Consider the following 23,011-nt stretch of genomic DNA (forward strand, 5'->3'; position numbering starts at 1 on the left):
CGTTTCCTTTGCTCAGCAGGCGATGGTCTTGGCGGTCGTCAGACGCTCGATGTCGGCGGCGGTCAAACCCAACCGCGCGAGGATGTCGGCGGTGTCCTGCCCCAGGGCGGGCGCGGGCGCGCTGGCCGGGTGTGTGCCGTCGAACGCGGCCGGCAGCCCGGGGGCGAAGTATTCGCCGAGACCCGGTTGCCGCAATCGCGAGAACAGAGGATTGCCAGTCACTTTCGGACCCGCGGCCACCTCGGCGAAGGTGCGGTACCGCTCGAACAGCACCGTGGTGCCTGACAGCGCGATGGTGATCTCGTCGGCGGTGTGAGCGCTGAACCAGGTGGCGAACAAACTGGAAAGCACGTCACGGTAGCGGTAACGATCGCCCTCGGACCCGAAATCCGCGCCCAGCGCCTCGGCCAGCGCCGACACCGCGCCGTCGGTGCCCGTCACCGCAAGCAGGTCGCGAAAATGCCGCCCCGTCAAGGTGACCACCATGAACCTGGCCCCGTCACTGCTGAGAAAGTCCTGCCCGTACTGGCCGTAGATCGCGTTACCCAGCCGTTCGCGTTGTGTCCCATTGACTTGCGGCTCGGTCAGCAACCCCAAGTTGGCCGCGGTGGCCAGGGCGACATCCTCCAACGCCAGGCTGATCCGGGCCCCCGCCCCGGACCGCTCGCGGTGGCGGACGGCGGTGACGACGGCGAGCGCGGCGTACAGGCCGCAGCACACGTCCCAGGCCGGCAGCACGTGGTTGATCGCTCCGCCATGATCGGCCGGACCGGTGACGAGCGGATAGCCGAGACCCGCGTTCACCGTGTAATCCACTCCAGTGGATCCGTCACCGCGCCCGAGTAGCTGCACGTGAACCACGTCGGGGCGCTTGGCCGCCAGCACCTCGTGGCTGAGCCAGGACAATCCCGCGGCGTTGGTCACCACGATGCCGTCGCCCTCGATGATGAGCCGCTGAACCAGTTCGTGGCCTTCCGGGGACCGCAGATCGATGGTGGCCGAACGCTTCCCCTTGTTCAGGCCGGTCCAATAGATCGAGGTGCCATCCGCCGCCAGCGGCCACCGTTGCACATCGGATGCGCCGCCGATGGGGTCGACCCGGATGACTTCTGCGCCGAGCTGACTCAGCGTCATGCCGCACAGCGGGGCGGCGACGAAACTCGACACCTCCACAACGGTGAGGCCGTCCAGTGGCAACGCCGAACCGGTCATCGCGACGTGACCCGTTCGAAGACGGCCGCCAGGCCCTGGCCGCCGCCGATGCACATGGTCTCCAGTCCGTAGCGCGCCTCGCGGCGATGGAGTTCGCGCGCCAAGGTGGCCAGCATCCGGCCGCCCGTCGCGCCCACCGGATGGCCCAGCGATATCCCCGAACCGTGCACGTTGGTCCGCTCGTGATCGGCGGCGCCGAACTTCCACTCCCGCATCACCGCAAGCGCTTGCGCGGCAAAGGCTTCGTTGAGCTCGATGAGGTCGATGTCGGACAGCTGCAGGCCCGCCTTGGCCAGCGCCACCTCGGTCGCGGGCACCGGGCCGATGCCCATGACGTCGGGTGCGACCCCCGCCACGCCCCACGACACCAGACGCACCAACGGCTTGAGGCCGTATTCGTCGGCCTTCTCCGGGGTGGTGACCACGCACATCGAGGCCGCGTCGTTCTGCCCACTGGCGTTGCCGGCGGTCACCGTCGCCTCCGGATCATCCTTCAGCAGAACGGGTTTGAGCTTGCCCAGCGACTCGACCGACGTGTCGGCGCGCGGGTGTTCGTCGGTGTCGATGATGTCGTCACCCTGTCGACTGCGGATGATCACTGGAATTATTTCCGAGGCCAGGACTCCGTCCTTCTGCGCGGCGACGGCACGCTGGTGGGATCGCACCGCCAGCTCGTCTTGCTCCTGGCGTGAAATGCCGTACTGGCGGCGCAGATTCTCGGCCGTCTCCAGCATTCCGCCCGGCACCGGGTAGTTCCGGCCGCCGGCGGTGGTGCGTCCCCGCGCCAGCCCGTCGTGCACCTGAACGCCGTTGCGGGCGCCGCCCCAACGCATGTCGGTGGAGTAGAAGGCGACGTTGCTCATGCTCTCGCAGCCGCCGGCGACGACGAGGTCGTTGTCCCCCGCGGCCACCTGCAGGCACGCCTGGATCACCGCCTGCAGGCCCGAGCCGCAACGCCGATCGACCTGCATGCCCGGAACCGTCACCGGCAGACCGGAATCCAGCGCCACCACGCGCCCGATCGCCGGCGCGTCGCTGTTCGGATAGCAGTGGCCCAGGATCACGTCCTGCACGGTGTCGGGCGCCAGCCCGGTCCGTTCGAGCAACCCCTTCAGCGCGGTGACGCCGAGGTCGACGGCGCTGCACGCCTTGAACATTCCGCCGTAGCGGCCGATCGGGGTCCGGACGGGTTCACAGATGACGGCCTGGCGCGTCGCGCTCATAGGTGGCGGCCGCCGGTGATTTCCATAACGGTGCCCGTCATGTACGACGACAGGTCGGACGCCAGGAACAGCGCCACGCTGGCGACCTCGCTGGGCTCACCGGCCCGGCCCAGCGGCACCTCGGCGACCTTGGAATCCCAAATCCGTTGCGGCATGGCCTCGGTCATGGCCGAGCGGATCAGGCCGGGGGCGATCGCGTTCACCCGGACGCCCAGGTAGGCCAGCTCTTTGGCGGCCGCCTTGGTCATGCCGACGATGCCCGCCTTGGCCGCGGAGTAGTTGGTCTGGCCGATCATGCCGACCTTGCCGGACACCGAGGACATGTTGATGATGGAGCCGCGCTTGTTTTCGCGCATGACGGCGGCGGCCAACCGGGTGCCGTTCCAGGTCCCCTTCAGGTGCACGTTGATCACCTGATCGAACTGCTCCTCGGTCATCTTGCGCATCGTCGCGTCCCGGGTGATCCCGGCGTTGTTGACCATGATGTCCAGGCCGCCGAAACGCTCGACCGCGGTCTGGATCAGGGTTTCGACGTCGGCCGACCGGGTGACATCGCACCGAACCGCGATCGCGACATCGTCGCCGCCCAGCTGCTTGGCCACGACCTGGGTTTCCTCGAGGTTCACGTCGCCGAGCACGACTCGGGCACCCTCGGCGACGAAGCGCTCCGCGATGGCCAGACCCAGCCCTTGCGCTCCGCCCGTGATTACCGCGGTCTGACCTGTCAACATCGCCACCTGGATCACACATCCTTCACTGTCGTCGCCTCCACAGGGCACCCGTAAGGCAAATATCATATTTGATATAGGATCCTGCCCTGAACCGGGGTGTCCCGGATCGAGAGAGGAGTGTGGAGCCCATGGCCGCCGCCGAAGCCGCTGAAGTCTCCGACGAGGACTTCCGCGAGATCCTCGCTCAGACAAGGCAATTCGTCCGCAGCGCCGTTGTCCCGCGCGAGCAGGAGATTCTCGACACCGATCGCGTTCCCGACGACCTGCGCGACGAGGCCAAGAAGATGGGCCTGTTCGGCTACGCGATTCCCCAGGAGTGGGGCGGCCTTGGCCTCAACCTGATGCAGGACGTCGAGATGGCGATGGAGTTGGGCTACACGTCGTTGGCGCTGCGTTCGATGTTCGGTACCAACAACGGCATCGCCGGACAGGTGTTGGTGGGGTTCGGCACCGACGACCAGAAATCCCGTTGGCTGGAGTCGATCGCGTCCGGCGACGTCGTCGCCTCCTTCGCGCTGACCGAACCGGGCGCCGGATCGAACCCGGCCGGCTTGCGCACCAAAGCCGTTCCCGACGGGGATGGTTGGGTCATCTCCGGGCAGAAGCGCTTCATCACCAACGCGCCCGTCGCCGATCTCTTCGTGGTGTTCGCACGCACCCGGCCGGCCGACGACCAGGGCCCGGGCATCGCCGTGTTTCTGGTTCCCGCCGACGCCGCCGGGGTGGAGGTGGGCGCCAAGGACGCCAAGATGGGCCAGGAGGGCGCCTGGACGGCGGACGTGAACTTCACCGACGTCCGCGTCGGCCCGGATGCGCTCGTCGGCGGCAGCGAAGACCACGGGTACCGGGCGGCCCTGACGTCGTTGGCCCGCGGGCGGGTGCACATCGCCGCCCTGGCGGTGGGCGCCGCTCAACGCGCGCTCGACGAATCCGTGTCGTACGCCGCCACCGCCACGCAGGGCGGGACGCCGATCGGCAGCTTCCAGTTGGTGCAGGGCATGCTCGCCGACCAGCAGACCGGCGTGATGGCCGGCCGTGCGCTGGTGCGCGAAGCCGCTCGGCTGTGGGTCGCCGACGAGGATCGCCGGATCGCGCCATCAGCCGCCAAGGTCTTCTGCACCGAAATGGCCGGCAATGTCGCGGATCTCGCGGTGCAGATTCATGGCGGCACGGGTTACATGCGGGGCGTTGCCGTCGAGCGCATCTACCGCGATGTGCGCCTGCTGCGGCTGTACGAGGGCACCAGTGAAATTCAGCGGTTGATCATCGGATCGAACCTCGTCAAGGCCGCGCAGCGATGAAAGTGGCCGGACCCAACAGAGGAGAACTATGAGCGGCAAGCTGGCCGGAAAAGTGGCATTCATTACCGGCGCGGCGCGCGGCCAGGGCCGGGCGCACGCGGTGCGCATGGCCCGCGAAGGCGCCGACATCATCGCCGTCGATATCGCCGGCAAGCTGCCGTCGTGCGTGCCCTACGATCCGGCGACCCCCGGCGACCTGAGCGAGACCGTGCGCCTGGTCGAAGCGGCGGACCGACGGATCATCTCGTCGGTGGTCGACACCCGCGACTTCGACGGTCTGCGACAGGTGGTCGCCGACGGCGTCGCCGAGCTGGGCCGGCTGGACATCATCGTCGCGAACGCCGGGGTCGCGGCTCCGCAGGCGTGGGACGACATCACCCCGGCGAACTTCCGCGACGTGATGGACATCAACGTGACCGGCACCTGGAACACCGTGATGGCGGGCGCCGACAAGATCATCGAGGGCGGCCGCGGCGGCTCGATCATCCTGATCAGCTCGGCCGCCGGCATGAAGATGCAGCCGTTCATGATTCACTACACCGCCAGCAAGCACGCCGTCACCGGGCTGGCGCGGGCCTTCGCCGCGGAGTTGGGCAAGCACTCGATCCGGGTCAACAGCGTTCACCCGGGCCCGGTCAACACCGCGATGGGCTCCGGCGACATGGTCAACGCGGTGGGCAAGACCATGGAGACCAACCCGCAGCTGTCGCACGTCCTCACGCCGTTCCTGCCGGACTGGGTCGCCGAGCCGGAGGAGATCGCCGATACCGTGTGCTGGCTGGCCAGCGACGAGTCGCGCAAGGTCACCGCCGCACAGATCCCGGTCGATCAAGGCTCGACGCAGTACTGATCGCGTTAGCCCGGGAATAGCTCCACGGTCGCGGCGTTTGCACTCGTCATGAAAGCCTTCAGTGAAACCGAGCGCCAGGAGTTCCTCGCCGACAAGCATGTGGCCGTGCTGTCCGTCGCCGCCACCGAAGGCCGGCCGCCGGCCAGCGTCCCGATCTGGTACGACTACACCCCCGGCGGAGACGTCCGGATCATGACCGGGGCGTCCAGCCGCAAGGCCCGGCTCATCACCCAAGCGGGCACCGTCACGCTGGTGGTGCAGCGCGAGGAGCCGCCGTACCAGTACGTCGTGGTGGAAGGCACCATCGTCGAGACCACCAACCCGGCCCCGGCCGACCTACAGGAATCGATCGCCATCCGATACCTCGGCGAGGAAGGCGGCCGCGCGTTCGTGCAAAGCATGGAAGGCGTCGAGGAGGTGCTCTTCACCATCCGGCCCGACCGCTGGCTGAGCGCCGACTTCACCGGCGACCTCTGAGCCGCGAGATATACGCGCATCCGCCGATGTTTTACGGCATGCGCTCAGTTCATGCTGGCTACCATGAGCGAAATCGATCCACGGGCGGACGTGCCGCCGTTGGACTGGAGCGAGCTAGGCATGAACGAGCCCTTGCCGACCGGCACGGTGACGCTGCTGCTGGCCGACGTCCAGGGTTCGACGCAGCTGTGGGACACCCAACCGCTGGAGATGACCGCGGCGATCGCGAAATTGGACCAGACACTCGCCGTGTTGGTCGGCGCCCATCACGGAATTCGTCCGGTCGAGCAGGGTGAGGGTGACAGCTTCGTCATCGCTTTCAGCCGAGCCTCGGATGCCGTGGCGTGCGCGCTTGCGTTGCAACACGCTCCCCTAGCGCCGCTGCGGCTACGGATTGGGGTGCACACCGGCGAGGTGCAATTGCGTGACGAGAACAACTACGTCGGTCCGGCCATCAACCGGGCCGCCCGGCTTCGCGAGCTCGCGCACGGCGGCCAGACGGTTTTGTCGGGCACCACCGGCGATCTCGTTGCCGACACACTTTCCGACGACGCGTGGCTGACCGACCTGGGCACCCACGCGCTTCGCGATCTGCCCCGTCCCGAGCGGGTCGTGCAGCTGTGCCATCCCGACCTCTGCAACGAATTTCCGCCGCTACGGAAGCGTGACGCGCCCGGAATGTCTGTGGCTCAACGTCTTCCGGCTCAGCTGACCAGCTTCGTGGGCCGCGCCACCGAGATGGACGGCGTGCGAAGCATTCTCGCGCACAGCAGGTTGGTGACGTTGACCGGTGCCGGCGGCGTGGGCAAGACCCGCTTGGCCGTGCAGGTAGCGGCCTCCGTCGCGGACGACTACGCCGACGGAATCTGCTACGTCGACCTGGCTCCGATCACCGACCCCGACCTGGTGCCGGTCACCGCGGCCCGGACGTTGGGATTGCCGGACCACCCAGGGCGCTCCCCGGAGAAAAGCCTGCTGCAGTTCATCGGCGCCCGGCACATGCTGATGGTGCTCGACAACTGCGAGCATCTGCTGGATGCCAGCGCCGGGCTCGCCACGGCGTTGCTGGCGTCCTGCCCGGGACTGACGGCCTTGGCGACGAGTCGCGAGCCGATCGGCGTGAGCGGCGAGGTGATATGGCGGGTGCCGTCGCTGTCCTTCGAGGGCGACGCCGCGCGGCTCTTCGAAGACCGCGCCCGCCACGCGCGTCCCGGGTTCAACGTCAACGACGACAACGCCGTCGCGGTCAACGAGATCTGCCGTCGGCTCGACGGAATGCCCCTGGCCATAGAGCTGGCGGCGGCGCGAGTGCGCGCGTTGTCTCCCGACGAAATCCTGGCCGGCCTGCAAGACCGATTTCGGTTGTTGACGGGCCGGTCGCGGACGGCCGTGCGCCGCCAGCAGACGTTGCAAGCGTCGGTGGACTGGTCCTACGCGCTGTTGACCGAACCGGAGCGGATCTTGTTCCGTAGGTTCGGGGTTTTCATGGGCGGCTTCGACCTCGACGCCTGCCGAGCAGTGGTCTGCGATAAGAATCTGGCGCCGCACCAGGTGCTCGATGTGCTTGCTTTGCTGATTGACAAGTCGCTGGTGATCGCCGAATCCGTCGGCGGCGCAACACGATACCGATTGCTGGAAACGATCCGCCAGTATGCGCAGGAAAGGCTGAGCGAATCGGTTGAGGCCATCGCTGTCCGCGACCGGCACCGTGACCATTTCACCGCGATAGCGGCGGTGCTCGACGCTCCGGGTGACATCGGCCTGGAGCCCCTGCTCGATCGAGCGCAGACCGAGATCGACAATCTGCGTGCCGCCTTCGCGTGGAGCCGGGAGAACTCCGATACCGACGGCGCTTTGCAACTGGCCACGTCCCTGCAGCCGCTGTGGTTGACGCGGGGCGGACTCAAGGAAGGGTCGGATTGGCTCGAAGTCGGCCTGGCCGACACGGAGGCCGGCGCCGAGGTGACGCGCCGGACAATGGCGCGGGCATTGGCCGACAAGGCATTCCTGGACAACATGCGGGACGCGGAAAGCCTTGCGCGAGCCCAGCGCTCGCTGGCAATAGCTCGCGAGCTGGATGATCCGGCGCTGCTGGCGCGCACCCTCACCGCCTGCGGCCGCCTCGCCGCCTGGAACGCGGAACTGGCTCGGCCGTACTTGTCGGAGGCGGAGGACCTGGTCCGCGCCATGGGCGACCGATGGAGACTGAGCCAGCTCCTCTACAGCCAGGCGTTAACTGCAGCGCTGGGCGCCGGAGATCTGGACGCCGCGACCGCGGCCGCGACGGAGGGCCGCGTCCTCGCCGACGAGGTCGGCGACCGGGGCTACTCGCGCGCATTCCGGTGGTGTCTCACCAACGTGCAATGGGTGCGCGGCGATGTCGCGGGGGCCGAAGCGCGGCATCGCGAATTGATGATCGAAGCGGACGCGGCCCACGCGTTAATCTGGCAGGTTAATGCCAGGTCGGCCCTGGGTCACGTGCTGGCCCACAGCGGACAGGCGGACGCGGGCCGGGCGATCGCGCTGGAGGCGCTCGACGATGCCGTGGCGATCGGCCGGTACCAGGAAGGTGTCGTTTACGCGGCGCTGGCTTTCGCGGCGCTCGCCGGTGGCGACGTGGGCGCGGCCACCGATGCCAGCGATGCCGCACGCGAGCGGTTCGCCGGCTTGCCGCTTGCGAGCATCACCGCCAAGCCCTCGTCCGAGGTCGCGCTGGCCCGTGGCGATTTGTCGGCTGCGCGTCGCTTCGCCGACGAAGACGTCGCGGCCGCGGTGGGCTGGTTCACGGTGCAGGCGCTGCTCACTCGAGCTCGCGTGGCCTTGGCGGAAAACGAGCCGGGGCAGGCCGAACGCGATCTCCATGACGCGCTGACCCGCGCCGCGGAGACGCAGGCCCACCTGTTCGTTCCCGACCTGCTCGAGTGTCTGGCCGCGCTGGCCCACCTCGGCGGGAGCCACCTGGAAGCGGCCAGGCTTTTCGGGGCCGCGGACGCGACGCGGCAGCGCACCGGCATAGTCCGCTTCCGGGTGTACGACGCGGATTTCGCGGCGTCGGTCGAGGCGACCCGCACGGCGTTGACAGAAAACGAATTCGACGCGGCCTGGGACGCCGGCGCGGTCCTGCCGACCGACGAGGCGATCGCCTACGCGCGCCGCGGGCGGGGCGAACGCAAACGCCCGCCGAGCGGTTGGGACTCGCTGACCCCGACCGAGCACGATATCGTCCGCCTCGTCGGCGAGGGCCTGGGCAATAAGGACATCGGCGCCCGGCTGTTCATTTCCCCGCGCACCGTGCAGACCCATCTCACCCACGTGTACGCCAAACTCGGGCTCACGTCGCGGATGCAGTTGGCACAGGAATCGTCTCGCCGATCAGTGGCCGATTAGGTCAAGCGTCCCCAGCTCGCGGATCGCCTGGCAGCCGCGGCTGAGCATGGTCAGCACCATGTCGTCACCTCGCGCGGTGGCCGCGGCGAACGCGAAACCCAGCGCGGAGATCAGTGGCGCCTGCAGCACCCCGAGGCGGTAATCGCGCCAACATGTTTCGCTGTCGTAGTCGCTGACCCCACCGGCCGTCAGCGCGCGGTGATAGTCGGCGACGAGGTCTTCCTCGATGCCGGCGCGCAGCTGCGAATTGAGACTGGTCGCGGTGAAGTAGGCGAGATCTCGGGCCGGCAAGCCCACACCGAGCGTCTGCCAGTCGACCACGCTGACCCTGGTTCGTTCGGGATCGAACAGCAGGTTGTCCAGCCGGTAGTCGCCGTGCAGCAAGGCAAACCGGTCGTACTCGGATAGCAGCCACGGTGCGATCGAACCCATTGCCGCGCTGAAGGTGTCCCGGTCTTCCGGGCTCATCCGATCGCCCAGCTTCTCCAGGGTGATGTCGGCGCTCATCTTGGCCACCTCGCCCATACCGTTCGCGCCGGCCTCATCCGGCCGGTCGAACGCGATGCCAGGAAAATCAAGCCAGACGGGATCGCACCAGCTGGGTGCGTGCAGCCCCGCCAGCGCCGTAACCGCAAGGCGCGCTTCGGTTTCGCCACACCCAACGAGCTGATCGCCCTGCACCGCCGGCGCCTGGTCGGCGAGCAACAGGGCGAAGTCCATTGCATCATCGGTGATCTCGGAATAGAAGCACCGTGGCGTCGGCACTTGGACCCTATCCACCACCGAGGAGTAGAACGCGCATTCGCTGCGATAGCCGATCACCACGCGGTCGCGCACCGTATCGTCCTGGGCCGGCAGTTTGATCACAAAGGTCTGCGGCAAGTCGCCGGGATCCGTCGCATAGCGGGCGGTAACCCGGTAGGTCGCCCCGGTTTGTCCCGTACCGATCGCGAGCACCTCCACGTCGGCGACCTCGACGGGCGTGCCGCCGCCGCTGAGCGCGGCCGACAACCACTGCGGGGTCACATCGCCCGGGTAACGCGGTATCGACAGCACAGCACTCATTAGCAGCACGCCTCCTGTACAGCTCGGGTCCGACTGACAAACTGTAAGGCATACCGCAAGTGTTGCGGTCAACCGCGGTGCGCTAGTCGGCCAGAATCCGCCATTCGGCAGCTTCGTGCTGCTGGCGCCAGAATTCATCGAAACGACCACCCGCAGCGAGTAATTCGTCAACCGTTCCATCTTCGACCACTCGGCCGTTGTCGACGAATAGGACGCGGTCGGCGTGACTGATGCTGGCCAGCCGATGCGCGACGATCACCTGGGTGCGCGATTGCGGGTCGGCGGTCAGCGCGTCGACCACCGCGGCCTCGTTCTCGGTGTCCAGCGCGCTGGTGGCCTCGTCTACCAGCAGTATCGGTGCGGGCTTGAGCAAAGCGCGGGCGATGCTGACCCGTTGTCGCTCACCACCGGACAGTGCCGAGCCGGCCTCTCCGACGACGGTGTCGGCACCGTCGGGAAGCCTCCCGACGAGTTCGTCGACGCGGGCGAGCGCCACGGCCCGCGCGAACTGCTCGTCGCCGGCGCCGGGATCTCCGGCGAACACATTGTCGCGGATCGACCCGTGGAACAGGTAGGGATGCTGGAACACCACGCTGCTGGCCGCTCGCCGCGCTTCGCCGTCCAGCGTCGCCGCGTCCACTCCGTCGATAAACACCCGGCCGCCGGTGGGCTCGTGCAGCCCGGCGATCAGCGCCAGGATGGTGCTCTTGCCCGAGCCGGACGGTCCGACGATCGCCGTGGTGCTGCCCGGCTCCAGGGTGAAGCTCACCCCGTCGAGCACCGGCGCACCGGCGCCGTCGTAACGGAATACGACGTCGTCGAATTCGACGCGGGGTGCCGTGGCGCCGCCGGCCAGTGAGGCAGCGCCGACCTTCACCAGCGGTGCGGCGAGCACCGAGCGGATGTTGTCGAGCGTGGCGCGGGTGCTTTCCAGCGCCGGCGCCAGCTCGCTGATGGTGGTGAACGGTTCGAGGTAGCGCACGATGACGACGATCAGCGCGATGGCCTCGGCCACCGTGAGCGTTCCATTCACGGTCAGCGCTGTGGTCGCCCCGGCCAGCAGGATCAGCGCCAGCTGGCTGGCGAGGCTGAACAGCAGCTGCCCGGGAACCTGCATCGAGAGCAAGCGCATGGTGGCGCCGTGTTGTGCGGCCAGTGCGTCGCCGACGAGGCTCCTGGCGGGCTCGACGCGTCGCGCCGCCCGCAGCGCCTGTTGGGTTCGGGCGAACTCGATGATCCGTTCGGTGAGCGCGCTGTTGGCGTCGGCGGCCGCGGCATCCGCGCGCCGCGCCAGGCGGGCCGATGCCCACAGCGCGCCCAACAGCAGCGGCAGGCCGCCCAGCGCGGCGGCCCCCAGCTGCCAGGAGACCGGCAGCAGGACCACCGCGATGGCGGCGGGCAGCAGGATGGCGGAGATCAGCGGCGTGAGCAGGTTGACGACCAGGCCGACGAGTTCGGGACCGGTGGCCGCGATCGCCTGCCGTGCCGTCGCGGTGTGCTCGGCGGTGAACCAATCCAGCCGCACGCCGGGCAGCCGGTCCGCCACGTCGTGCTGGCTGTGATCCAGCACGGCGAAGCCCAGGTTGAAACCGATACGCGCCGTTGCGGTGTCGATCACCCAGCCGGTCACGGTGGCCGCGGTGAGCCAGCCCAGCCAGACCAGCGCGCGCCGTGGGTCGTCACTGAACAGCGCCCCGACCAAGGGGACCAGCAGCACGGTGGCGACCGCGCGCACCACCACGGAGATCAATGCGAGCACCGTGTAGGTGATGACCCGGTTGCGGCGATCCGCCGGCACCAGACTCAACCACGTGCGGATCATCGTGCCCCCTCGCCGGACGTGCCTGCGGTCAGCTGGTCGCGGCGGCCGCCCTCCCACAGCCGCCGGTATCGGCCGTCGGCGGTCAGCAACTCGTCGTGCGTGCCGCGTTCGACGATGCGGCCGTGGTCGAGCACGACGATCTGGTGGGCCCGGGTGATGGTGTGCAATCGATGCGCGATCACCAGCACGGTGCGGTCCCGCGTCAACCGGTTGAGCGCTTGCTGCACAAGGTATTCCGATTCCGGGTCGGCAAAGGCCGTGGCCTCGTCGAGGATCAGCACCGGGGTGTCGGCCAGGATCGCGCGGGCGATGGTGAGCCGTTGGCGTTCGCCGCCCGAAAGCCCGCTTCCGGCGCCCAGCATGGTGTCGTAGCCGTTCGGCAGTCGCATGATGCGATCGTGAATTTGGGCGTCGCGGGCCGCTTGCTCGACTTGTGCCGCGGTGGCATCCGGCACAGCCAGGGCGATGTTTTCCGCCACGGTGCCGTGCACCAATTGCGTCTCCTGCAGCACGAACCCGACCTGGGCATAGAGCTGGTCGGCGGTCATCGACCGAATATCCTGTCCCCCAACACGTATCGAGCCTTGCCCGACATCGTGGAACCGGGCCAGCAAGGCGGCCAGCGTCGACTTGCCCGACCCGGAGGGGCCAACCAGCGCGGTGACCGTGCCGGGCCGCAAGGTCAGCGAGACATCGTGGATGACGGGAACGTCGGGTCGGTAGCCGAAGCCGACGTTGTCGAACACCACCGTGCCCGCCGAATCCTGGTCGGCTTCGTCGTGGTCGTGTACGGCGAGGTCGGCCTCGTCGAGCGCGTTCTGCAGGCGCCGGGCGGCCAACAGGCCGGCGCGGATGCCGCCCAGACCGTAGGCGATGCCGAGCAGCCGCGCGCCGAATGTGGTGCCCAGCAACAGGAACGGCAGCAGGTCCACCGGGTTCATCCGGCCCGTGACCACCAGCAAGGTGCCGGTCACCGCGATGAGCCAGAGGAACGTGGCCGGACGGGTGACCAGATCCATGAAGGTCTTCTTGCCGGCCAGCGGGCGCTGCCAGGCGACCAGGAAGCCGACGTAGTCGTCCAGGCGGCGCCGGAAGCTGGATGCGGCGGCACCACCGAAGACGCGGATCACCGGCTGGCCTTCCAGGTATGCGCCGGCCTCGCCGCTCATCGTCTCCGCCCAGCGTTGCGACTGCGGGATGCGCGGGCCCGATTGGATCGTCAGCGATGACGTCAACACCAGGTACACCAGGACGGGCACGAACAGCACCAACGCCACCCGCCAGTCGACGGCGAACAGGTAGACCAGCACCGCGACCGGTGCGACGGCAGCGGCGACCGCGTCCGGGATGGCGTGGGTGACCAAGTAGTGCAGGGACAGCGTGTCGTCCTGCACCAGCTGCTTGATCGATCCCGACCCGCGTGCGGTGAACCAGCCCAGGGGTAGCCGAGACAACTTGAGCAACAGCCGCTTTCGCAGATCACGGGCGAACCGCGCGTCGACGACGTGGAGCCAGAGGGTGAGCGCGGCGCCGAGCAACGCGCCCAGGCCCAGCAGCGACACCGCGGCGATGCCGATATCCCACAGCCGGGACGCGGGCGCGCCGGATACCAGCAGGCGGGCCAGCTCGACCAGCAACACGAACGGCGCCAGTTGCACCAGGGTGATCACCGCCTGCAGCGCGCCCGAGACGATCAGCGCCGACCGCAGCGGCGCGAGGAGTCGGCCGGCGCCCTGGGCACGCCACTTACCGCGGGCCGCCTGGGCGGGAGTCACCTGCTGAGCCGATTCCAGTTGCGCCGCAATGTCTTCCGTGGAAATGCTGGGCGTGATCTGATCGGGTGATTCCGGCTCGTCGTTGCGGCGCGTGCCCATCGCGCGCCCGGCGCTCCAGTAGGCCTGGGCGTGCACCTCGGATTTGGGGAAGCCGAATTCGTCGCGCAGCCGCGCTCGCACCTGCTTGAGCGTGGTGGCCTCCGGCGTCGCCCACGCGTACCAGTCCGACCAATCCCGACTCTCGATCGCGGCGGCCAGCGACTTCTCGTCGTGGCGGACAACCCAGTGCAGCCGCAGCCGGGGATGCTGCGCGACCGGGATCAACGTGTCGTTGTCGTCGTGCTGTTCGAGGTACATCTCGATCGGGACGTCGTCGGGGACGACCCCGATGATGCCGTTCATCCCCGGGATGGATGCCGAGTCGCCGATCAGCAGGTAGCCGGCCGGCTGTTCGTCGGGCACGTCGAACCGCGACGAGCCCATCAGGGCCATGACGGCGATGGTGGCCCCGGGCTGCACGGTGCGCGCCCATGATGACGCGGGGCCGGCGGGATCGTGCAGCACGATGTCGACCGCGAAACGTCCGGCGGGAACGTCCGCCTCCGAGATCGTGTAGGCGCGCTGGAATTCGGTTTTCGATCCGTCCGGGTCCGGGAACCAGAACCGCAGCCACGCAGCCGGTTCGGCATCGACGTCTTCGAACAGCGTCGGCGATGTCATGCGCACCCGCACGAAATGCGGGGCGATCCGGACGGTTTCGATCACCGTCGCGGTGTGGTCGCGCGCGCCGAAGCTGCGCAGCATCACACCGGAGAATCCGCGTGCCATTAGCGGTCCTTTCTCGCGGCGCCCCGCGCCATCGACGGCGTCGGCCCGGCGGATTCACCACCGCGAGGCCACGGATCGATGTGGCCCGCATGGGCGGCGCAGAGCCTGGATGCGGCCCTGCCACGACCCCACATCGGCGCCGCGATCAGCGGCCGGGCGATCACGAACTGGTACGTTACCCCACAAACTAAGGGTTGCCTTACCATAGGTCAACCTGGATCCCGCTCAAGTAACCTGGGAGGCATGAGCGGTGAGTCGGCGGCGCCCGTGCTGCTGTACGACGGGGTCTGCGGAGTGTGCAATCGGTCGGTGCGGACGATCCTGCGATTCGATCCCACCGGCCCCCTGCGGTTCGCGGCTTTGGAGAGCGTTTTCGCCAAAGCGATCATCGGGCGGCACCCGGAGATCGGCAGCGTCGACTCGGTGGTATTCGTGGATGACCCGGGCGGGGCGGCGGAACGGGTGGCCGTCCGGTCCGAAGCAGTGCTGCGCGTTGCGAGTTATCTCGGCGGTGCGTGGCGGGCGTTCACGGTCGCGCGCGTGATTCCAACCCCACTACGCGACTGGCTCTACGACAGGTTCGCCGCGATTCGATACCGCGTCGGCGGCAAGTACGACAGCTGCCCGTTGCCGGCGCCGGAGGTCCGCGCCCGTTTCGTCGAGGACTGACCGCGCGTCAGTCGGTGCCCGGCGCCGATGCGAGGTCCGCCTCGGATTCCTTCCGCTTCAGTTCGGCCAGCCTGCGGTCGTCTTCGGCGGCTTGGCGGTGCTTAAGTGCCGAACTGCGGTGCTCTTCCGTGTGCGAGACGCCTTGTTGGACAGTTTGATCTTGGATCTTCGCGAATCGCTCGTGGCGGGCCGCGGATGCCTCCAAACTCTGCGCTGCGGACAGTCCCGCGCGAGCCGCGCGCTTGCGCGCCGCCGCGGCGTTACGTTCGGCGAGCTCGACATCTTCTGCGGTGACGGCGTTTTCGCCTCGTGGTGATGGCTCGTTTCCGGTGGGCATGGCGCCTCCCTTGTATTCCTGTGGGTTCCAGATACCCGCCAGGAGGGATTTGACGCTCACGCCGGTCGAGATTTCGGCCCGTTCGGGACGCCTTCCGCTTCCGAGACGGCAGCGCTCTCAGTGCCGTGCCGGTGTCATCATCAAATGCAGCCGGGGCCAGGAATCGCATCGTCAACCGCAATGATTTTGGGCTGCATTCGGTGACAATTCGTCGCCGCGTCGCACAGGCCGCGAGGATGAAACCGTTTGCGTTGTGATCGGCGTTTCGGTTAAGCATGCCGAATAGGCACGTTGCCAACGCAGTGTGCGTGCGGTCTATTCAACGATAGTAACGGCGGCCATCGCGGCACGAACAATCAAAGCATTGGAATGCCCTGTTTGGGTTGACCGCGCGCACGTGACGGCGGCCATTATCCGAGCCAGTGGCCGACGCCGGCGATAAGGGCCGGGCCTTATCTCCGGCGTACGGCCAGCGCGTTATTGCGCTGCGATTCGGCCCGGCGCACCAAGGTCGATCGTTATGCAGCCCGAGGATCCCAGCATCACACCGGTCAACACGGCGGCCAGTGCTGCGGCTTTCAGCAGCTTCTTGGTGCTCTTTGTCCTCATCGGTCGCGCCTTTCTCCGAGTTGAATCACCGTGGCTCTGAGCGCCGACGGTTATTGATGTTATATCGGTCATTGGGCGCGTGTGCAATACCCTTTAATCGGTGAAAAGACTTCAATGTCCCCGACGGTTCTGGAACGTCATAGGTGGGGTGCCTGAATCGCTGAATTCACGCCGATGGCCCGCGTGGGATTGCCAGTTTCTTGTCGGCCGCCGATAGGCACGATCCAGTGCTTCGCGCCCGCCTGCCGTCGTGACCTAGCCGAGATGGGCTACGACCAGACGCGGTAATTCCGGAATTACCGAAGTGAATAAGCATGGCAGCGCTTATGCTCCCATCGACGAATCGGGGGCAACGTCGCGATATGCGGAGGCTTCCGATGATTACACGGCGATGGAACCAGTCGGACGAGGCTAAGAGCAGGTACGTCAAGGAGCTGTTCTCGGCGCTCGCGCCGCGCTACAACGTGATGACCGATCTTTGGACGGTGGGGCTTCATCGCGTGTGGAAGCGACAGGCTATCGAACTCTGCGCCCTCCGCCCCGGCGAACGAGTGCTGGATGTCGCCACCGGGACGGGCGACCTTGCTTTGGTGGAGGACGCCGCGGTCGGCCTAGACGGCGAGGTCGTGGCCGTCGACTCCTGTGAAGCGATGCTCGACGTCGGCCGGGGCCGACAGCACGGGTCCGTCACCTTCCAGGAAGGGGACGCCACGGATCTGCGGTTCCCGGACGCACGGTTCGACGTAGTCACCATCGGCTTCGGGTTACGCAACGTCGCGGATCGCGGGAAGGCGCTACGTGAATTCCGGCGTGTCCTGCGGCCGGGTGGCCGCCTGATGGTGCTGGACTTCAGCCGGCCGAACTCGAAGCCGCTCAGAGTCATTCATGACCTGCTGTACTTCCGCGTGATGCCGGCGGCGGGCTGGGCATTCTCCTGGCATCGCATGTTCGCTTTTTCGCCTCGCGCCGCGTCCGAGCGTCCTACGCTCGCTCCGACAGCAGAAGCAAGCAAAGGGGCGGCCGATGCGCCTCTCAGCGCGCAGTACGCAACCAGAACAATTAGACGACCAGAGCACAGACCTGGCCACCTATCACCGATGCCTGGATGAGCTTTGCGTCGTCAATCGCCTGACGCTCACCCACTACCCGACGCTTCGGTGGCTGGCGCGGGCCACTGAGGCACGCCCTGCCGACGCCACAGTCAGCGTGTTGGACGTCGCCTGCGGGCATGGCGATCTGTTGCGCGCCATCGCCGCCTGGGCGCACCAGCGCGGGCTCAAAGTGCGCCTGTCGGGCATCGACGTCAATCCACGCAGTGCAGTGATCGCACGTGCGGCGACGCCTGGATGGATGGATATCGAGTACCAGACGGCGGATGTGTTTCGCTGCGCCCTCGCCGAGCGGCCTGATTTCATCGTCACGTCAGACTTCACCCACCACCTCAGCGACGAGGATGTCGTCAAGTTCTTGACCTGGCTCAACGAAAACTCCAGGTACGGTTGGCATATCGTCGACCTGCAGCGCCACGCGCTGCCGTACTACAGTTTCCCGGCTCTGGCACGCCTGATGGGCTGGCATCGCATCCTGCGCGAGGACGGGGTCATCTCCATCGCGCGAAGCTTTCGCCGTAGCGACTGGCGAAGGTACCTGGACCAGGCCGGCGTGCATGCCGAGATCTCCTGGCACCTGTTCAGGCTGTGCGTCGGCCGAACCGACGGGCTGAGGTGACACGGCCTCGGTGCCGGCTCCGAGTGCGGGCGGAGGGACTCGAACCCTCACGCTCTTTCGAGCACCGGCACCTAAAGCCGGCGCGTATACCAATTTCGCCACGCCCGCGCGCCCGGCAATCGTATCGCTTGCGAAAGCCTGAAGTTGTCACGAGCGGACCCGATGAATTCGTCGGGCCCAAATCATGAGCGGTACGGTCAAGGGGTGTCCACTACGCATCGTCGCAGGCCGGCGCTGATCGCGCTGGTGGTCGTCGCGGCGTGCGGCTGCCTGGCCCTGGGCTGGTGGCAGTGGACCAGGTTCAATTCCGTCTCCGGCTCGTTCCAGAACCTCGGCTATGCGTTGCAATGGCCGCTGTTCGCCGGGTTCTGCGTTTACGCGTACCGCAAATTCGTTCGCTACGAAGAGGAACCACCACAGCCGCGCACCACAGACGCGATGACGGAGATACCCGCCGGGTTGCTGCCCGACCGACCCAAGCTTGCGCCGCAGACATCCGATGACCCAGCGCTGCGGGAGTACAACGCCTACCTGGCCGAGCTCGCCGCGCAAGACGCCGAAAAGCAGAAGAGGACAACCGCATGACGACACCGGAGACGCCCGGAACATCGGCGCCCGCAGTCCCCGTCGACAAGATCCGCACCGCGTTGCTCGGCTACCGCGTCATGGCGTGGACGACGGGCGTGTGGCTCATCGCGTTGTGCTACGAGATCGTCTCGCACCTCGCCTTCAACCACGAGATCCGCTGGATCGAGGTCGTCCACGGCTGGGTGTACTTCATCTACGTTTTGACCGCGTTCAATCTGGCGATCAAGGTGCGCTGGCCGCTCGGCAAGACGGTCGGTGTGCTGCTATCCGGGACCATCCCGCTGCTCGGCATCATCGTCGAGCACTTCCAAACCCGGGACGTCAAGGCACGTTTCGGCTTGTAGGCCACCTCCGCCACACCGATCCTTCTCGGTATGGCACCGCGAATGCCCACCTCGGAGCGACAAGGTCAGGCAAGGAAAAGTTGTCGCTCGAAGGCGGGCAAAACGCCTATCAACCCGCGGAGCGTCTGGTGGGGCGAAAGTGAACGACGCCTGGCCGGACCTCGCCAACCTAGCTGATTCCGGAACGCGCCAGCGTTTCCAGCGCCGGCAACAGCAGCCGCAGGGCGCGACCGCGATGCGAGACCGCATCCTTCTCCGCTGGGCTCAGTTCTGCCGCGGTGCGGTCGTGCCCATGGGGGACGAAGACCGGGTCATAGCCGAAGCCCCCGTCGCCGCGCGGTTCGCGCGCGATGCTTCCCGGCCACTCGCCGCGCACGACGACCTCGCCTGCGGCCGAGACCAGCGCACAGGCGGACACGAATGCCGCACCGCGACGCCCGTCGGGCACGTCGCGCAATTGCGCCAACAGCAACGCGGTGTTGCCCGCGTCGTCGCCGTGCGTGCCCGACCAGCGCGCCGACAGCACACCGGGCATGCCGTTCAGCGCGGCGACCTCCAGCCCGGAATCATCGGCCACGCTCGCCAGACCGCTCGCGGTGAACGCGTCACGCGCCTTGGCCAGGGCGTTGTCCTCGAAGGTCGCGCCGGTTTCCGGCGCTTCCTCGAACGGCGCCACATCGTCGAGCGACACCAAGCTCAACCCGGTCAGGCCGGCAGCATCGAGCACCCGGTGCAACTCGGCGAGCTTCTTCGGGTTGCGGCTGGCGACCAGCAGGCGTGCCGATCGCAACCGCGGCGAAGCCGGGGGCGGCGGGTCGTCACCATCGGGCACGGTCAGCTGCCGAACGCCTTCGGCGCCGGCGCGCCCTCGGGGAGCACGCCGGGATATGGGAGCTGGAGCGCGTCGCGCTGCGCGGCGAACAACTTGTCACATGCGGCCAGCGCCACGTCGAGCAGTTTGTCCAGCGTCGAGCGCGGGAAGGTCGCCCCTTCACCGGTCCCCTGCACCTCCACGAGGGTCCCGGTGTCCGTGGCGACGACGTTCATGTCGACCTCGGCGCGGGCGTCCTCCTCATAGGGCAGGTCGACGCGGATCCGCCCGTCGACCACGCCGACGCTGACCGCCGCGATCGCACAGGACAAGGGCCGGGGATCCGACAACTTGCCCGAGGCCGCGAGATAGGTCACCGCGTCGGACAACGCCACGAAGGCACCCGTGATGGCCGCGGTGCGGGTGCCACCGTCGGCCTGCAAGACGTCGCAGTCGACGGCGATGGTGTTCTCCCCCAGTGCCGCGAGGTCGATGCACGCACGCAGCGACCTCCCGATCAGGCGGCTGATCTCCTGGGTGCGGCCGGACAGGCGGCCCCTTACCGATTCGCGGTCCGAGCGGGTGTGGGTTGCCGACGGCAACATCGCGTACTCCGCGGTCAGCCACCCCAGGCCCGATCCCTTGCGCCAGCGCGGCACCCCCTCGGTCACGCTGGCCGTACACATGACCTTGGTGTGGCCGAACTCGATCAATACCGAACCGGCGGGGTGGTCGGTGAAACCGCGGGTGATGACAACGGGCCGGAGCTCGTCGTCGAGGCGGCCGTCTTCTCGTCTCGTCACGCCGCCAACACTAGCGGGCAATTCACCACCGCCGCGGGTGGCTCAGACCCGCTCGTAGCGGCGGATATCGAACGTCTCCCCGCACACCACCGCATGCACGGGACCATCGAACTCGGCCTTGGCCTCGCTGATCACGTCCTCACGCGAGGTCCACGGAGGAATGTGCGTCAGCAACAGTTCGTGAACGCCGGCCTCGGCCGCGGCGCGGCCGGCCTCGGTGCCCGACAGATGCAACGCGGGCGGCCGATCCGGCGAGTGCGTCCACGAAGCCTCGCAGAGGAAGACATCGGCGCCACGAGCCAGCTCGACGAGCTGATCGCACGTACCGGTGTCGCCGCTGTAGACGAACGATGCGCCGGAGGGATCGGTGATCTTCAGGCCGTAGGACTCGGTCGGATGAGCCACCACACGCGGTGTCACCGTCAGCGCGCCGATGGTCACCGGCTCACCGTCGATCCAATGCCGAACGTCGAAAATGTCTGAACAGTCGTCGATTTCACCGCCGTAGGGCGACGACGCGGCGCCCAGGCGCGACCAAGTGTCCCCCGGGCCGTAGAGCAACGCCTTGCCCAGCGGACGCGTCGGGTGGTAGCGCCGCCACACGAAAAGCCCGGGCAAATCCAGACAGTGATCGGCATGCAGATGGGACAACAGCACGTGCACGGAACCGGGGTCGGCATACCGCTGTAGCGCGCCGAGGACGCCCCCGCCGAAGTCGATGACCAACGGCGGAGTGTCCGGTGCCCGGAGCAGATAACCCGACGCGGGCGAATCCGGACCGACCACACTGCCCGAGCAGCCGAGCACGGTTATTCGCACGGACACTACTGTGCCATGCCCGGTAGGACCGTGACGAAAACATCGCCGCATTGGTGTGACGAGAATCTCGTCCGGTCGTCAATCAATGCGCACCTGATGAACGGGCCGGACACCGGTGACCGCGGGACCCAGGAATCGCGCCGCCAATGCGGTGAATGCGTCGGGGTCGCCGGTGGCTTCGAAAATGCGAGTCGCAGGGGGTGCGTCGTGCGGGCGAAGCACGTCCCGTTCGGTCAACACCCGAAGCACTTCCTTGGCTGTTTCCTCCGCGCTGGAAACCAGCGTCACGTGCTCCCCCATCGCCAACTGGATGAGCCCGGAGAGCAGGGGGTAGTGCGTGCAGCCGAGCACCAGCGTGTCGACCTGCGCGCGCTGCAGCGGCTCGAGATACCCCTCGGCCAACCCGAGTACCTGCCGGCCGCTGGTCACGCCGCGCTCCACGAAGTCGACGAAGCGCGGGCATGCCACCGCGGTGATCTCGGTGTCGCGCGCGGCGGCGAACGCGTCCTGATAGGCGTGCGAGTTGATGGTCGCCTGGGTGCCGATGACGCCGATGCGCCCGTTGCGGGTGGTGGCCACCGCGCGGCGCACCGCGGGCAGGATGACCTCGACGACGGGCACGTCGTAGCGTTCGCGAGCGTCTCGCAAGCACGCCGCGGATGCGGTGTTGCAGGCGATGACCAACGCCTTGACGCCGCGGCCGACGAGGTCGTCACCGATGGCCAGCGCGTGCGCGCGGACCTCGGGGATGGTCAACGGGCCGTACGGACCGTGGCCGGTGTCGCCGACGTAGATGATGTCCTCGTCGGGCAGCTGGTCGATGATCGCCCGCGCGACGGTGAGTCCCCCGACGCCGGAGTCGAATACCCCGATGGGCGCCAGTGCCGAGCTCATATCTTGGGCCGCGGCACAGCGGTGCGGGCCTTCCCCGACGTTCGGCCCTGACGCTCCGGTGCGGACAACACATAGGCGGCCACGACGCCGGCGATCGCTCCGCACAAATGGCCCTGCCATGACACGCCTCCGCATCTGCCGAGCACCGGCATGGCTCCGAGCAGGACGCCGCCATAGGCGAACATCACGATCAGGCCGATGATGATGTCGCGCATCCGGCGCACGAAGATGCCGAATACGAGCAGGAAGGCCAGCCAGCCGAAGATCAGGCCCGACGCGCCGATGTGGTCGGTGGGCCCGCAGCTGCTGCCGACGTTGCCGATTACCCAGGTGCCGAGGCCACCGACGATCCACACGATGGCGGTAGCCCAGACGAACCGGGACAGGCCGGCCAGCGTCATCAGGAATCCAAGGATCAGCAGCGGCACGGTGTTGGCCATCAGGTGTTGCCAGCTCTCGTGCAACACCGGGGCGAAGATGACGCCCCACAGGCCGTCGGCCTCCAGCGGCCTGATGCCATTGGCGTCCAGCGAGTGCCGCGTCAGCTGGTCGATCAGCTCGACGACGTAGAGCAGGGCCACGAACGTGAGGATCGTGACGGCTCCCACGGCGGCGGCGGACCGCTTCCTCGGCTGGGCTGCAGGCGCGCCGGGGCGTCCGGTGGGAGTCCTCTTACCCATGGCTGCCCTTCCAGCGTGTTTCCAGCATCGTCAAGGCTACCGGCGCCGCGGCCGGTCG

At 67.6% G+C, this 23,011-nt stretch carries 22 protein-coding genes and 1 tRNA gene; 9 read left to right on the top strand and 14 right to left on the bottom strand.

Annotated features, from left to right (window positions below; genetic code table 11):
* Positions 1 to 12: 12 nt before the first annotated feature.
* The 3 genes from AC5Y4T_RS15590 to fabG are packed head-to-tail and all read right to left on the bottom strand — an operon-like array spanning position 13 to position 3,166.
* On the bottom strand, positions 13 to 1,212 hold the full coding sequence (locus AC5Y4T_RS15590) for a CoA transferase (protein WP_499921360.1): 1,200 nt from the start codon (positions 1,210 to 1,212) through the stop codon (positions 13 to 15).
* Positions 1,209 to 2,435, bottom strand: coding sequence for an acetyl-CoA C-acetyltransferase (locus AC5Y4T_RS15595; protein WP_499954210.1), 1,227 nt, complete (start codon positions 2,433 to 2,435; stop codon positions 1,209 to 1,211). Before AC5Y4T_RS15595 ends, AC5Y4T_RS15590 begins: the two co-directional genes overlap by 4 nt.
* Positions 2,432 to 3,166: a 3-oxoacyl-ACP reductase FabG gene (gene fabG, locus AC5Y4T_RS15600; protein WP_499921402.1), complete on the bottom strand. Its 735-nt coding sequence runs from the start codon at positions 3,164 to 3,166 to the stop codon at positions 2,432 to 2,434. The genes AC5Y4T_RS15595 and fabG overlap by 4 nt, the downstream gene beginning before the upstream one ends.
* Positions 3,167 to 3,294: 128 nt before the next feature.
* Between fabG and AC5Y4T_RS15605 the strand changes: the two genes are divergently transcribed.
* From AC5Y4T_RS15605 to AC5Y4T_RS15620, 4 genes are all read left to right on the top strand, one after another.
* Positions 3,295 to 4,467, top strand: a complete 1,173-nt coding sequence (locus AC5Y4T_RS15605) for an acyl-CoA dehydrogenase family protein (RefSeq protein ID WP_499921356.1) — start codon at positions 3,295 to 3,297, stop codon at positions 4,465 to 4,467.
* Between the two features lie 28 nt (positions 4,468 to 4,495).
* Positions 4,496 to 5,317, top strand: a complete 822-nt coding sequence (locus tag AC5Y4T_RS15610; protein ID WP_499954212.1) for a mycofactocin-coupled SDR family oxidoreductase — start codon at positions 4,496 to 4,498, stop codon at positions 5,315 to 5,317.
* A 48-nt stretch (positions 5,318 to 5,365) separates the two neighbouring features.
* On the top strand, positions 5,366 to 5,794 hold the full coding sequence (locus tag AC5Y4T_RS15615; protein ID WP_499921353.1) for a pyridoxamine 5'-phosphate oxidase family protein: 429 nt from the start codon (positions 5,366 to 5,368) through the stop codon (positions 5,792 to 5,794).
* A 63-nt stretch (positions 5,795 to 5,857) separates the two neighbouring features.
* Positions 5,858 to 9,181, top strand: coding sequence for a helix-turn-helix transcriptional regulator (locus AC5Y4T_RS15620; RefSeq protein WP_499954214.1), 3,324 nt, complete (start codon positions 5,858 to 5,860; stop codon positions 9,179 to 9,181).
* Here AC5Y4T_RS15620 and AC5Y4T_RS15625 read toward each other — a convergent pair.
* The 3 genes from AC5Y4T_RS15625 to AC5Y4T_RS15635 form a co-directional block, all read right to left on the bottom strand.
* Positions 9,167 to 10,246 carry a phosphotransferase family protein gene (locus tag AC5Y4T_RS15625; protein WP_499954216.1) on the bottom strand — a complete coding sequence of 360 codons (1,080 nt, stop codon included), beginning with the start codon at positions 10,244 to 10,246 and terminating at the stop codon, positions 9,167 to 9,169. The two genes, AC5Y4T_RS15620 and AC5Y4T_RS15625, sit on opposite strands and share 15 nt — an antisense overlap.
* Positions 10,247 to 10,328: 82 nt before the next feature.
* Positions 10,329 to 12,068, bottom strand: coding sequence for an ABC transporter ATP-binding protein (locus tag AC5Y4T_RS15630; RefSeq protein WP_499954218.1), 1,740 nt, complete (start codon positions 12,066 to 12,068; stop codon positions 10,329 to 10,331).
* Positions 12,065 to 14,671 (bottom strand): ABC transporter ATP-binding protein/permease, encoded by a 2,607-nt coding sequence (locus AC5Y4T_RS15635; RefSeq protein ID WP_499954220.1) that lies wholly within the window; start codon positions 14,669 to 14,671, stop codon positions 12,065 to 12,067. The genes AC5Y4T_RS15630 and AC5Y4T_RS15635 overlap by 4 nt, the downstream gene beginning before the upstream one ends.
* A gap of 243 nt (positions 14,672 to 14,914) precedes the next feature.
* Between AC5Y4T_RS15635 and AC5Y4T_RS15640 the strand changes: the two genes are divergently transcribed.
* Positions 14,915 to 15,340, top strand: coding sequence for a thiol-disulfide oxidoreductase DCC family protein (locus AC5Y4T_RS15640; RefSeq protein ID WP_499954223.1), 426 nt, complete (start codon positions 14,915 to 14,917; stop codon positions 15,338 to 15,340).
* Between the two features lie 7 nt (positions 15,341 to 15,347).
* Here the strand turns inward: AC5Y4T_RS15640 and AC5Y4T_RS15645 are convergent, their stop codons facing one another.
* Positions 15,348 to 15,677: a hypothetical protein gene (locus AC5Y4T_RS15645; RefSeq protein WP_499921401.1), complete on the bottom strand. Its 330-nt coding sequence runs from the start codon at positions 15,675 to 15,677 to the stop codon at positions 15,348 to 15,350.
* Positions 15,678 to 16,154: 477 nt separating this feature from the next.
* Positions 16,155 to 16,286 (bottom strand): hypothetical protein, encoded by a 132-nt coding sequence (locus AC5Y4T_RS15650; RefSeq protein WP_499921343.1) that lies wholly within the window; start codon positions 16,284 to 16,286, stop codon positions 16,155 to 16,157.
* A 377-nt stretch (positions 16,287 to 16,663) separates the two neighbouring features.
* Here AC5Y4T_RS15650 and AC5Y4T_RS15655 point away from each other — a divergent pair, with 377 nt between their 5' ends.
* Together AC5Y4T_RS15655 and AC5Y4T_RS15660 are read left to right on the top strand one after the other, a co-directional pair.
* Positions 16,664 to 17,395 carry a ubiquinone/menaquinone biosynthesis methyltransferase gene (locus AC5Y4T_RS15655; RefSeq protein ID WP_499954225.1) on the top strand — a complete coding sequence of 244 codons (732 nt, stop codon included), beginning with the start codon at positions 16,664 to 16,666 and terminating at the stop codon, positions 17,393 to 17,395.
* Positions 17,310 to 18,014 carry a methyltransferase domain-containing protein gene (locus AC5Y4T_RS15660; RefSeq protein WP_499954227.1) on the top strand — a complete coding sequence of 235 codons (705 nt, stop codon included), beginning with the start codon at positions 17,310 to 17,312 and terminating at the stop codon, positions 18,012 to 18,014. Before AC5Y4T_RS15655 ends, AC5Y4T_RS15660 begins: the two co-directional genes overlap by 86 nt.
* Positions 18,015 to 18,038: 24 nt before the next feature.
* Here AC5Y4T_RS15660 and AC5Y4T_RS15665 read toward each other — a convergent pair.
* Positions 18,039 to 18,122, bottom strand: a tRNA-Leu gene (locus AC5Y4T_RS15665).
* A gap of 96 nt (positions 18,123 to 18,218) precedes the next feature.
* Between AC5Y4T_RS15665 and AC5Y4T_RS15670 the strand changes: the two genes are divergently transcribed.
* Both AC5Y4T_RS15670 and AC5Y4T_RS15675 read left to right on the top strand, forming a co-directional pair.
* Positions 18,219 to 18,599, top strand: a complete 381-nt coding sequence (locus AC5Y4T_RS15670) for a hypothetical protein (protein ID WP_499954229.1) — start codon at positions 18,219 to 18,221, stop codon at positions 18,597 to 18,599.
* Complete coding sequence (locus tag AC5Y4T_RS15675) at positions 18,596 to 18,946, top strand: DUF3817 domain-containing protein (RefSeq protein ID WP_499954231.1); 351 nt, start codon at positions 18,596 to 18,598, stop codon at positions 18,944 to 18,946. Before AC5Y4T_RS15670 ends, AC5Y4T_RS15675 begins: the two co-directional genes overlap by 4 nt.
* Before the next feature lie 169 nt (positions 18,947 to 19,115).
* Here AC5Y4T_RS15675 and rdgB read toward each other — a convergent pair whose 3' ends face one another.
* From rdgB to AC5Y4T_RS15700, 5 genes are all read right to left on the bottom strand, one after another.
* Positions 19,116 to 19,736 (bottom strand): RdgB/HAM1 family non-canonical purine NTP pyrophosphatase, encoded by a 621-nt coding sequence (rdgB, locus tag AC5Y4T_RS15680; protein WP_499921334.1) that lies wholly within the window; start codon positions 19,734 to 19,736, stop codon positions 19,116 to 19,118.
* Positions 19,737 to 19,780: 44 nt separating this feature from the next.
* Positions 19,781 to 20,560, bottom strand: a complete 780-nt coding sequence (rph, locus tag AC5Y4T_RS15685; RefSeq protein WP_499954233.1) for a ribonuclease PH — start codon at positions 20,558 to 20,560, stop codon at positions 19,781 to 19,783.
* A gap of 42 nt (positions 20,561 to 20,602) precedes the next feature.
* Positions 20,603 to 21,385, bottom strand: coding sequence for a cyclic nucleotide-degrading phosphodiesterase (locus AC5Y4T_RS15690; RefSeq protein ID WP_499954235.1), 783 nt, complete (start codon positions 21,383 to 21,385; stop codon positions 20,603 to 20,605).
* A gap of 72 nt (positions 21,386 to 21,457) precedes the next feature.
* On the bottom strand, positions 21,458 to 22,273 hold the full coding sequence (gene murI / locus AC5Y4T_RS15695; protein WP_499954237.1) for a glutamate racemase: 816 nt from the start codon (positions 22,271 to 22,273) through the stop codon (positions 21,458 to 21,460).
* Positions 22,270 to 22,953, bottom strand: a complete 684-nt coding sequence (locus AC5Y4T_RS15700; RefSeq protein ID WP_499954239.1) for a rhomboid family intramembrane serine protease — start codon at positions 22,951 to 22,953, stop codon at positions 22,270 to 22,272. The genes murI and AC5Y4T_RS15700 overlap by 4 nt, the downstream gene beginning before the upstream one ends.
* Positions 22,954 to 23,011 lie beyond the last annotated feature (58 nt).

It is taken from the genome of Mycobacterium sp. NGS11, assembly GCF_059813315.1.